Below are 12,982 nucleotides of genomic sequence, written 5' to 3'. Positions count from 1 at the left end.
TAAAAACCCTTGTTAGTATAGGTCCGTTCGGCGATCTTCAAATATGGGTATACGGGTTCGAATCTCCTCGAGTTCGGCTAAATCAAGTTCAGCATATATGATGGTTTCTTCTTCTTCGGCTTCTTGTATGACCTTTCCCCACGGATCGATAATCATTGAATGCCCACCAAATTCATTATCAGGGTCTGCGCCTATTCTGTTACAGGCAACTACATAACACTGATTTTCTATAGCACGAGTAATAAGCAAGGTACGCCAATGCTCAGTTCGGGGCTTCGGCCATTGAGCAGGAACGAATAAGAATTTAGCACCCTCGAGAGCATGTTTGCGCATCCATTCAGGGAAACGGATATCGTAACAGATAAACCCAGCTACAGGAATGTCATCAATCATAAAGTGTCCATCATTATTTCCCTCTGTTAAAAATTTTTCTTCATTCATCAGTCTGAAAAGATGCGTTTTACTATATTCCTTTACTACTTCTCCCTTTCGATCAAAAACAAACATTGTGTTATAAATACCTTCGTCTGTCTTTTTCGCTATCGATCCTGCAATGATATTGACATGATACGTTTCAGCAAGGGATGAGATGAATTCGATCACCTGCTCCCCGTTGGAATCCCCAATTTGATCAAGCATCTTTAAATCGTACCCAGTAGTCCAAAGTTCAGGTAGTAGAATAACATCTGCATCTCCCTTACACGCTTGCCGAATACGATCCGTTATCCGTTCATAATTAATCTGCGGTTTTCCGAATTCAATATCCATTTGGATTACAGCAACCTTCATGTTGTGCCTCCTGTCTAAAAAGTTCTTTTTTCAGTGAAATTAACTTTACCTTAACATAATAGGTAAGAATTTTGGCACAAATTGACTTGATAAAGTTGTTTAGCCTTCAGAATCCTAATATCCAAGCTCACCGCTTTCCCGATGGGCACATTTAAAGGAATCGTGCATAAATTGTGAGTGTGTAGGAGTTTTGGTGTACTTGAAAGGGTGGGATTTCTGTGTGTGGTATTACGGGATGGATAAATTATAAACGAGATGTGATATCTGAAAAAAAGACAATTGAAACAATGGCGAACACACTTAACAAACGTGGGCCTGATGCGATAAATTGTTGGCGTTCACCAAATGCGGCTCTCGGTCATACACGATTAATTGTTGTCGATCCGAAAGGCGGTAGCCAACCGATGCATAAGACGGTGAATAGTCGAACTTATACGATTGTTTATAATGGTGAACTGTATAATACAGAAGAACTACGAAAAGAGTTAGTAAAGAAAGGTTATCGATTCGATTCTAGTAGTGATACGGAAGTACTTCTGACAAGCTATATTGAATGGGGCGAATCTTGCGTTACCAATTTAAATGGTATTTTTGCGTTTGGTATCTGGGATGAAACGACAAACAGTCTATTTATTGCTCGAGACCGACTCGGTGTGAAGCCATTATTTTATTCACATATGAATCATTCATTGTTATTCGCCTCAGAACTTAAAGCGATTTTAAAGCATCCTGGTATGAAGACTGAAGTGGATCGAGGAGGTTTACAGGAGATTTTCGGGTTAGGCCCATCGCGTACTCCTGGACACGGTATATATAAAGGAATATCTGAACTACGAGCTGCACATGCTCTACGCTTTAATGAAAATGGGCTTAAGATATGGCGTTATTGGGACGTTGAAAGTAAGAAACATACCGACACTTTGGATGAAACGGTAGACCATGTTCGATATCTTTTAAAAGACGCAGTAGAACGGCAGCTCGTTGCGGATGTTCCTGTGTGCACCTTTTTATCTGGTGGAGTTGATTCAAGTGCAATAAGTACTTTTGCCTCACGTTATTTTCAGCAGGAGGGAAGAGGTGCTCTTCACACATATTCCATCGACTTTGAAGAAAATGATAAGTATTTTAAAAGCAATACCTTCCAACCGAACTCGGATTCTCCATGGATTAAGGTAATGCATGATTACTTAAAGTCGATACATCATTCTTCTGTCATTGATAATGGAGAACTTGTTCATTATTTAAAACAAGCGGTTCATACTCGTGATCTACCTGGTATGGCAGATGTCGACTCGTCGTTGTTGTGGTTTTGCGAGAAGATTAAAAATGATTTCACGGTGGGATTATCTGGCGAATGTGCAGACGAGATATTCGGGGGCTACCCGTGGTTTTATCGAAGAGAATTACTTGAGAGGGAAGGCTTTCCATGGATGCACTCGACCGAAGAACGGGAGAATCTTCTCAAGCTGGAATGGACAAAGAAATTAAACCTGCGTGATTATGTGAAGCAGCGATATCAAGAAACAATAAATGAGACTCCAAAGCTTGAAGGGGAGTCTGATGCTGAAGCAAGACGAAGAGAAATGTTTTACTTGAATATGCACTGGTTTATGGCAACCCTATTAGATCGGAAAGATCGGATGAGTATGGGGGCGAGTCTTGAGGTCAGGGTTCCTTTTGCAGATCATAGAATTGTAGAATACGCTTGGAACATTCCATGGGATATGAAAATGCTCGGGGGCCAAGAAAAGGGTATACTTCGTAAAGCGTTAGAAGGGATTCTTCCTAATGAAATCTTGTACCGGAAGAAAAGTCCGTATCCGAAAACACACCACCCAGTATACACGGTACTCGTAAAAGAATGGCTTCATACAATTATTCAGCAGAAGTCTTCTCCACTTCTTGAATTTATGCCTAAGGAAAAACTTATGGAAATCATAGAAACAGATGGAGAAGCATTTAAAACACCATGGTATGGGCAATTGATGACAGGGCCACAACTTATTGCTCATCTTGCACAAATCAACACGTGGTTGGAAGACTATAATGTAAATGTGGTAGACTAACTGATTTTTACACGTTAAGAAAGTATAAAGATACTTTCTATAGTATAAGCGCAACTAAGGCTCAGCCGGCGCCAAAGGCTGACTTTGCCAAGTTTTCTTTATCCTGTGTGCTAAAGAGCTGGACCAAAACCTAGGTTCAGCTCTTTATTTGTATGTTAAGAAAGTATAGAGCAGTGGCCTTTTAGGTCAACCCTTTAGGGACTACGGGGATCACCTGCGCTAAGTCATGGTACTAACCAAGTTTTCTTTACACACATTTCCTGACAAAATCTAACACGAAAACTAGGTCCATGATCAGAATACTACTACTAAATACATACACTTCTAAATCTGTATAGGCTTTTTCATGTCGAAAGTCACTTTTAAAATTAGCACTTCATGTGTCACCACATATAAATTAACACAATATAGACAAAAAGTAGTAGTGATCGATAGTACAAATGGATAAAAAGTGTCTGAGAGTCTTTATGCACATTTGACCTAATAAACTTCCAAATACAGGTATATCAAGCCTTGGGTAGTCATATAGATAACTTTTCTGATCAATAAGTACTGTTTAACGATTTGGAACTAAATATTACCAATTCATCATTTTTAGAAAATTCTGCTATTTGTATTAATTTTTCCCTTGTTTTCAATTATGATTAATTCAACAACAGGGGTGTCGACATAAACCCGTGAAAAGGAAGGAGGAGCGACACAGTTTTCTTTGTACGTTAACTTTTAAGGGAGGGAAAGATCATGCAATTTACGCAGAAATTGTTGAATCAACGTTGGTTTACGATCGTAATTTGTTTCGTGCTACTCGTCTCAATGTTCTCAACTGCTGTTAACGCTAGGACCACAGCTAATGAATCAGACCCATTAACGACATCGTATAAACAACACGCCCTATCCAATAAAGTCAGCAAGAAACTACTTAATCAGTATGAAGGTGAGGAATATGTAACTTTCTTGTTGAAAATGAATGAACAAGTCGACACCAAAAAGGTCGCCAAACAAGCAGCAGAAAAAGCTAATAAGCAACAACTTACATCTTATAAAACAGAACTTGCAAAGCGTTCTGCTGTTGTATCATCGCTTCGAGTAAAAGCGATTGAATCACAAGATAAACTCAAAACGTTCTTGAATGAACAAAAGGATAAAGGGAACGTGAAAACGTACGAATCGTTCTTTATTGTCAATGCAATGGCTGTTACGGCAAAAAAGGAGGTAATGAAACAGCTTGCAGCGTTTCCCGAAGTAGCAAAAGTACTTCCAAATGAAACACGTCAACTTCATCCGGTTAAGACCGATAACAAGTTGGCGAAAAAGTTGGATGTACAAACTAAGAAAGGACAGGCTCAAAACGATACGGCCAATATTGAATGGAATATTGAACGTGTTGGTGCTCCGGCCGTTTGGAATATGGGTATTGATGGTAGCGGAACTGTAGTCGCTAATATTGATACAGGGGTGCAATGGGATCACCCTGGATTAAAAGAGAAGTACCGCGGTTATGATCCTGCTAATCCCGATTCACCTAGTCATGCAATGAACTGGTTCGATGCTACTGCAGACCAAGCAGCACCATATGATGATCAAGGTCATGGTACACACACTATGGGTACAATGGTAGGTTCCGAGCCAGATGGTTCAAATCAAGTCGGTGTTGCCCCTGGTGCGAAATGGATTGCAGTAAAGGCATTTACTGCTGCGGGTGGAACAGATGTTGACCTTCTTGCCGCAGGTGAATGGATTCTTGCACCGACGGATGCGCAAGGAAATCCACATCCTGAAATGGCACCAGATATCGTAAACAATTCATGGGGTGGTGGAGCTGGACTTGATGAATGGTATCGCCCAATGGTTCAAAACTGGCGTGCCGCTGAAATCTTCCCTGAGTTTTCTGCAGGAAACACGACGATCTTTAATCCGGGTGGACCTGGATCAATAGCTAACCCGGCAAATTACCCTGAATCATTTGCAACTGGTGCGACTGATATAAACGATCAGCTGGCAGACTTTTCACTCAGAGGCCCTTCACCTTATGATGAGGTCAAACCAGATATTAGTGCACCTGGTGTAAATATTCGCTCAACTGTTCCAGGTAGCGGATATGAAGGCGGATGGAACGGTACATCGATGGCCGGTCCACAAGTCGCAGCTGTTGCAGCACTTTTACTCCAAGCTGACTCATCATTGACGGTCGATGAACTCGAAGAAATTCTCATCAATACGGCTGTTCCTTTAACAGATGAGGAATATCCGGAAACCCCAAACAACGGTTATGGACATGGGCTAGTAAACGCGTATGACGCTGTTTCATCTGTTATAAATGGACTTGGCGTTGTAAAAGGTACGGTTACCAAAGCAGGAGAAGATACTGAAGCGCCAACCTTTGAACATAATGCACTTGAAGAAACATACTCTGGTGTAAATTTACCACTTTCCATAACGGCTTCGGATAACGTGAGTATCTCAAGTGTCATGCTAGAATATATGGATGCTGATGGTAATTGGCAGTCTATTGAAGCCGTAAGAACGGGTGGAGATTATCGTTCTGGAACATACGAAGCTGTAATCCCCGGCGAAGCAATTCAAGAACCTCAATTAACGTATCGCTGGAAAATTGAGGATTATGGTGACAATGGTCTAACATCTGAAGAATTTGAAGTAGCCGTTTTACAAGGAATCACAGTTGGTTATGAAACGGACTTCGAAAGTCAGGCTCCGGGTTGGGTTTCTTGGGGAGACAACAACTCTTGGGAATTAGGTGTTCCAACTACAGGTCCTGAGAGTGCTGCTTCTGGTGAAAATGTATTTGCTACAAATCTTGATGGAGAGTATGCTGATGATTCGAATATGACGCTTATGATGCCACCGATTGACCTGGGTGAAGGAGAAGCGTATTTACAGTTTAACTCTTGGTACGAGCTTGAAAACAATTATGATTACGGTCACGTTGTCGTTTCAACTGACCAGGAAAACTGGGAACAAGTTGCTGAGTTTAACGGTGAGAGTGGTGGATGGATTGAGGGACAAGTTGACCTTTCATCATATGCAAATCAACGCATTTACGTTGGATTCCATGTTGAATCAGATGGTAGTGTTGGAAAACTAGGCTGGTATTTAGATGATGTTCAATTAAGTGATACGTCTAATGGTTCAACTGCATCTATCTTTGGTTCAAAGCAAAGTTCAAAAGATGCTAAAGATAACGAAAAAGCGGAGAAGAAAGAAAAGGCTTCTAAAAAGGATAAAGGCTCTAAGAAAGATAAAGTAGCGAAAAAGGAAAAAGTCAATCCGAATGAATTAGCACCGACAAAACGATTTGATATTGAAAAGAAGAAGGGGAAAGACAAGGGTGCTGTTCCATCCGGTTTACCGGTTGAAGCTGAGGTAACAATTGTGGAATCAGGTCGATCTACTTCAACGAATCCAGCTGATGGTAGCTTTTCAATGACACACGCAGCGGGTGACTTTACAGTGCTTGCTGAAGCTTATGGTTACCACTCTGAAGAGCAATCAGTATCGATTCCAGAAGATGGAGAAGTTGAGGCTAACTTTAATCTAGAAGAGGTTGCACAGGGTACGATTACTGGTACAATTCAGAACAAAGAAACAGGTGAACCAATTGAAGGCGCAACCGTATTGCTAATGGAAGATGCGGCAGTGGCTCCAGTTGAAACCGATGCAAACGGTGATTACACACTAACCGCTTATGAAGGCGATTATACGCTAAAAGTTATGGCTTCAGGCTATTACAGCCAGGAAATTACCATAACCGTAAACGGTGAGGAAGAAGTTGTTCAAAATGTTGAACTGGAACCATTTATCGGCACTCCAGGTGAAATTGGATATGATGATGGAACAGCTGAAAATGCTAGAGCATTTTACGATGCCGGTAATGGATGGGGCGTAAGAATGTCTCTCCCAGAAGGTAAGGAAAAGGCTCTTGTTACTGGTGGTTTGTTCCGTTTCTGGAATACCGAGTGGCCAGTGCCAGGTGGAACGGAATTCCAAGTGGCGATACATGATGCCAATGAAGATGGATCTCCAGGGAAGAAGCTTGCTGGACCAATCGATGCCACCGCGCTTCGTAATGGTGAATGGACAAATGTCGACCTTGCTGACCAAGGCGTTATTGTAGAAGGCGACTTTTATATGGTATACATTCAGAGCGCTCCTAATCCGAATGCACCAGGACTTGCAACAGATGAAAATGGAGAATATGCAGCTCGAAGCTGGCAACTTGTAGGTGGTGGATGGTCACAATCGCCGGAAGCAGAAGGAAACTATATGATTCGAGCGACTGTTGATTATGAAGTGACAGCACCAACGATAACATCACCTACTGATGGAACACACACAAATCAAGAAGTCGTAACAGTTGAAGGACAATCTGCACCATCTGTTGATATACACCTCTTTAACAACCAAGAGGAGGCTGCGGTAGTTACAACAAACGAAGATGGTTCATTCTCAGCTGAGGTTACACTTGAAGATGGTGAAAATGTTCTCACAGCAGCTGCTGCAAATGATCGAGGAATGACGGACCCATCAGCACCGGTAACTGTCATACTTGATCAAGATAAACCGGGACTCACGATCGAAAGTCCAGAAGATGATACGAAGACGAACCGAATGGCTGTTGCGGTTACCGGAACCGTTGACGAGGAAAACCTCCAATCAGTGAAAGTAAATGGAGAGAGTACTGAGGTCAATGAGGATGGATCATATTCCCATAGAATGCTATTGAATGAAGGTGAAAACGTAATCCGTGTCGTTGCAAAAGATAAAGCTGGTAATAAAAAAGTAAAAAGGGTGACGGTTCACGCGAAGTTTGGACCAATTGAGATTAGTAACCTTAAGCCTGATGAAGATAAAAATTTGAATGCAGGCGAAAGTGTCATGATCGAATTTGACAGTGAGCCAGGACTTGAAGCGCGTTTCAGAATTCACATGCCACTAACGAACACAATGATGATGATGAACGCAAATGAGCTTCCGATGATGGAAATGTCACCTGGTCACTATGTAGGCTATTATACCGCGACATCAAATGTTGTTGCTGAGGGTGCTGTAGTTGAAGTTGTTGCTAGAGATGAGTATGGCAACGAAACAGAAGAAGTAGCAGAAGGTAAACTTTACATCAACACAGAAGAATAAAATAATCTAGAGGCTGGCACTATCAACGTGTCAGCCTCTAGATTATTTAACATTAACTGATGAAATAGAAGGGGTTGACTGATTGCAGTCAACCCTTAATGTATTTTAATGTGCTTACAAAGCAACATCGAATGTTGTCGCAGTTGGAGCAGAAGTGGGAGTAGTGGTATGAGATGATTAAGGAAGCCTAAGGGACAAGCATATCGGGGCAAAACACCCTCTCTAAGCGGCATAATTGGAAATTGCGCGGCAAAATCTGTTTTATCGCGTGTAAATCAAAAATACCGCGGCAAAATTCAATTTCCCGCGGCAAAAATCAATCTTCCGGTATTTTTCTAATGTCTACGCTGGCTAAAAACAATATCCCCGTTCAATTATCCTAAAGCCATATGGCTCCACCACTACTTTTTCTGAGCAATTCATACGTTTTCCTGTCCATAAGTCTCCAAGATTACCAGTTAAATATCGTTCAGGTAGTGTTATATTGATTTTTTCATCAGAATTGTTTAACACAAAAAGCAATGAACAATCCATTGTTTTTCTTTCGTAAATAAGATGATTTGTCTCCCTGTTTGTTTCCATAAAAGAGAAGGAAGCATCATTTTGTAAGGCACTATGCTCTTTTCGTAACCTGACTAATTTTGAAACAAAGGATAATAGATTACGATCAAAGTCCTCATGTTTCTCGCGATTCCAAATCATACATTTCCGACAGCCTGGGTCCTGTCCGCCTTCCATCCCAATTTCATCCCCATAATAAATGCACGGAGTACCAACAAAAGACAGTTGGAACAAGAACAATAATCGAACCTTTTCCTTGTTATTTTCACAAAGTGTAAGAATCCTCGGCGTATCGTGGCTACCTAATAGATTAAAAGCTACTTCATTCACATTTTTCGGATAAGAAACGAGCACATTTGTCAGTCTCTCAACAAATGTTTTAGAATCAATCCTTTCTTTCGCGAAAAAATCGAGTGATGCATCGGTAAACGGGTAGTTCATTACTGCATCAAATTGATCACCTTGAAGCCATGGCATCGAATCATGCCAAATTTCTCCTAAAATATATGCTTCAGGCTTAGCGCGCTTCACGACTTTGCGAAAATCACGCCAAAATTGATGATCGACCTCATTAGCCACATCTAACCGCCAACCGTCAATATCGAACTCTTCTATCCAATAGCGGGCAACCTTCAATAAATAATCACGTACTTCATTGTTTTCAGTGTTCAACTTTGGCATGAAAGGCGTAAAGGCAAATGTATCATAGTTAGGAGCAGGATTTGTTTCGATCGGAAAATCACGAATATGAAACCATTCTTTAAAACGGGATTGTTTCTGATTTTCCAAAACATCCTGGAACGGTTCAAAATAATAGCCACTATGATTAAAAACAGCATCAAGCATCACTTTTATTCCGTTTCGATGACAAGTTTTAACGAGTTCCTTGAAGGTTTCTTTATCCCCAAACTGTGGGTCGATTTCCATATAATCGATTGTATCGTATTTATGATTAGAGTGTGCCTTAAAAATAGGTGTAAAATAGATTCCTGTAATTCCAAGGTCGACAAGGTAATCGATATGATCTATAATCCCTTGAAAATCACCACCGAAGAAATTTTCTGGTGTAGGTCCGGTGCTTGCCCAAGGAAGAGTTCCCTTTGGATTATTAGATGGATCACCATTGGCAAATCGTTCTGGAAAGATTTGATACCAAATCGTATTTTTTACCCAATCAGGTGCTCGAAATACATCAGCAGGGTTTAGAAATGGGAAACAAAAATAGAAATTCGTGTCTTTTGGATCCTTTCGGAGAAAACCTTTCTCACCATAGATAATTAATTCTTCTCTTTTAGAATGAATCTCAAATCCATAACGGAGACGTCGGTATTCAGGGTGGAGTCTGACAATCCAATAGTCAAAAAGTTCATCAGATCCCTCTTTTTGCATATGGGCCTGAGTGTTTTGCCACAAACCATTCTTCCAAAGGTAAGGGTCCCCATAAATTACATTTACATGGTTCACATCATTTTTCGCTGTTCGAAGTCTAATATCGACTTCAATCTCGTTTACACTATAAGCAAAATTATTTTTCGCCCGGTGATAGATCGCTTCTTTAATCATTGGACACCTCTATTCTTTTTAATACGAATCTAGCAATAATATAACTTAATCATACGAAAATAAAAAATGTTATGCAAACGGTTGCAGGATTTTATTCTCCTAGGTATAATATCAGTTAATAGTGCAAACGTTTTCACGAATACTTAAATCATTTGGGGAGGTCAATTTAATGTTGAAAAAGTTCTTGAATATTTCATTGACTGCTAGTTTAGCAGTTGGAATGCTCGCGGCATGTGGACCACAGGATTCTGAAGGGTCAGAGGATAAAGAAAAGAAGGAAAGTAGTGACAAACCTGAAAAGCTTGTCGTCTGGGAGGATAAGGAAAAGGGAATTGCGCTTGAGCCTGCGATTAAGAGCTTCGAAGAGAAATACGGAATTAAGGTTGAGTATAAAGAGCTTGGTATGGCAGATGAGATTCGTGAGCAGCTTCCGCTCGATGCCCCTGCAGGAACCGGTCCAGACGTACTTACATTACCTCATGACCAAATCGGGGCATTAGCAACACAAGGGCTTCTCGCACCGATCAAGGTCGAAGAAGATGTCGTCAATCAATTTACAGAGTCATCCATCCAAGCGCAAACATTCAACGGTGAATTGTACGGCCTACCCAAAGCAACCGAAACACCTGTATTTATCTACAATAAAGAACATATGGAAAAAGCACCTGAATCATTCGATGAGCTTTACAAGTTTTCGAAAGAGTTCACTAAAGGTGATAATTATGGATTTCTCGCCTTATGGGATAACTTCTATTTTGCCAACGCGATCATGGCAGCGAATGGAGGATACGTTTTCAAGCAATCAGCTGACGGACTTGATCCAAAAGACATCGGTCTGGACAATAAAGGAGCAATTGAAGGAGCAAAGTACATCCAGAAATGGTATGAAGAAGGACTGTTCCCGAAAGGTATTATCGGTGAAAGTGGAGGATCAGCAATGGATGCATTGTTCAATGAGGGTAAAGTTGCTTCTGTCATGAACGGTCCTTGGGCACTTCAAGCTATGAAGGATGCTGGAATCGATTATGGAGTAGCACCACTTCCGAAGCTTCCGAACGGGGAATATCCGAAGACGTTTATCGGTGTAAAAGGCTGGCACGTATCTGCTTATTCAGAAAACAAAGAATGGGCTACCAAATTAGTGGAATGGATTTCAAATCCGGAGAATGCAAAAATCCGTTACGAAAAAACAGCAGAGATTCCACCGGTGAAATCTTTAATTGAGGACCCGATCATTGCCGATAATGAAGCAGCTAGTGCTGTTGCACTGCAATCCCAACGTGGCGTTCCGATGCCGAACATTCCTCAAATGGGGCAAGTATGGGAGCCGATGGCTAGTGCGCTCCAATTGATTGTTACAGGTAAGCAAGAACCAAAAGCAGCACTTGAGGACGCTGTTAACACGATCAAAACACAAATTAAGGCCACTGGAGCAGAATAAGTGAATAAAGAAGGTGACTTAGATAGTGAAGAACCGAAATTGGAAAATCTGACACTTCTGGTCACCCTCTTTAACAAGGTAAAAAAAATCTGTTGCATAGTAAGGAAGGGGACAGGGATCTATATGACTGATACAGATGAGATGATGACGCCACACCGGAAAAAAGCACTCAGCTTGTCCCTGATACCGGGGTTAGGCCAAATCTACAACCGACAGTTATTAAAGGGATTTGCGTTTCTGATTTTGACGATTTCCTTTATTGTTGCGTTTAAAGATTTATTGAATATGGGTTTATGGGGAATCGTTACGTTAGGGGAAGAATTACCGCGTGACCACTCCATCTTTTTAATGGTAGAGGGTATCATTGCTATTATCGTGTTACTATTTGGGTTATCAATCTACGCATTGAATTTGTTTGATGCATACGAAAACGGAAAGAAACGCGATAAAGGACTCCAATTGAATTCGATCAGGGAGCAATACCGGAATGTTGTCGATACTGGTTTTCCTTATCTAATGCTCTCGCCAGGCGTCTTCTTATTAATATTCGTTGTCATCTTCCCGATCTTATTCGTTATCTTGATGGCGTTTACGAATTATGATTTGTATCATTCTCCACCCGCAAAATTAGTGGATTGGATAGGAATACAAAACTTTATTGATATATTCAAGCTTGATTTGTGGCGTGAAACGTTTATTAGTGTCTTTTCTTGGACAGTAATATGGACCTTTGTGGCGACTACCATTCAGATTACAATTGGAGTCTTTCTTGCGGTTCTATTAAATCAGAAGGACTTGATGTTTAAAAAATTATTCAGAACGATTTTAATATTACCTTGGGCGATTCCCGCGTTCGTTTCGATTCTAGTGTTCGCAGGTATGTTCAATGTGACGTTCGGTACGATCAACAATGATATCTTAGCTTTGTTCGGGATCGATGCAATTCCTTGGCAAACGAATCCTTTTTGGGCTAAAGTCGCGTTGATCTTAATTCAGTCGTGGTTAGGGTTCCCATTCATTTTTGCAATGGTTACAGGTATTCTACAATCTATACCTGAAGAGCTTTATGAAGCAGCTACTGTTGACGGCGCCTCTATATGGCAAAAATTCCGCACGATTACATTGCCAATGATTTTATTTGCGATTGCTCCAATTTTAATAACGCAATATACGTTTAATTTCAACAACTTCAATGTCATATTCTTATTTAATGGGGGAGGACCACCAGTACCTGGACAAACAGCAGGTTCTACAGACATTCTCATATCTTGGATATATAGCCTGACTCTTGAATCGAAGCAATACGCGAAGGCAGCAGCAATCACGATGGTTCTTTCTGTAATCGTTATTTCTGTGGCATTGTGGCAGTTTAGAAGAACGAAGTCTTTCCAGGAAGAGGATATGATGTAAT

The 12,982-nt window shown here is 40.9% G+C and carries 6 protein-coding genes; 4 read left to right on the top strand and 2 right to left on the bottom strand.

Features of this window, described 5'->3' with window-relative positions:
* Positions 1–12: 12 nt before the first annotated feature.
* Positions 13–789, bottom strand: coding sequence for a carbon-nitrogen family hydrolase (locus NON16_RS11685; protein ID WP_257349219.1), 777 nt, complete (start codon positions 787–789; stop codon positions 13–15).
* 218 nt (positions 790–1,007) lie between these two features.
* Here NON16_RS11685 and asnB point away from each other — a divergent pair, with 218 nt between their 5' ends.
* Entirely contained in the window at positions 1,008–2,855 is a 1,848-nt protein-coding gene (gene asnB / locus NON16_RS11680) for an asparagine synthase (glutamine-hydrolyzing) (protein ID WP_257349217.1), read from the top strand.
* 741 nt (positions 2,856–3,596) lie between these two features.
* Positions 3,597–8,006: a S8 family serine peptidase gene (locus tag NON16_RS11675; protein WP_257349216.1), complete on the top strand. Its 4,410-nt coding sequence runs from the start codon at positions 3,597–3,599 to the stop codon at positions 8,004–8,006.
* Positions 8,007–8,357: 351 nt separating this feature from the next.
* Here NON16_RS11675 and NON16_RS11670 read toward each other — a convergent pair whose 3' ends face one another.
* Positions 8,358–10,130: an alpha-glycosidase gene (locus tag NON16_RS11670; protein WP_257349214.1), complete on the bottom strand. Its 1,773-nt coding sequence runs from the start codon at positions 10,128–10,130 to the stop codon at positions 8,358–8,360.
* A gap of 172 nt (positions 10,131–10,302) precedes the next feature.
* On the opposite strand from NON16_RS11670, the gene NON16_RS11665 reads away from it, so the two are divergent.
* Both NON16_RS11665 and NON16_RS11660 read left to right on the top strand, forming a co-directional pair.
* Complete coding sequence (locus NON16_RS11665) at positions 10,303–11,571, top strand: extracellular solute-binding protein (RefSeq protein ID WP_257349269.1); 1,269 nt, start codon at positions 10,303–10,305, stop codon at positions 11,569–11,571.
* A gap of 123 nt (positions 11,572–11,694) precedes the next feature.
* Positions 11,695–12,981 carry a sugar ABC transporter permease gene (locus NON16_RS11660; RefSeq protein ID WP_257349268.1) on the top strand — a complete coding sequence of 429 codons (1,287 nt, stop codon included), beginning with the start codon at positions 11,695–11,697 and terminating at the stop codon, positions 12,979–12,981.
* The last annotated feature ends 1 nt before the right edge of the window (position 12,982 follow it).

Source organism: Pseudalkalibacillus decolorationis, from assembly GCF_024609785.1.
Lineage (GTDB): Bacteria > Bacillota > Bacilli > Bacillales > Fictibacillaceae > Pseudalkalibacillus > Pseudalkalibacillus decolorationis.
This window is presented reverse-complemented; position numbering and strand designations above follow the sequence as displayed.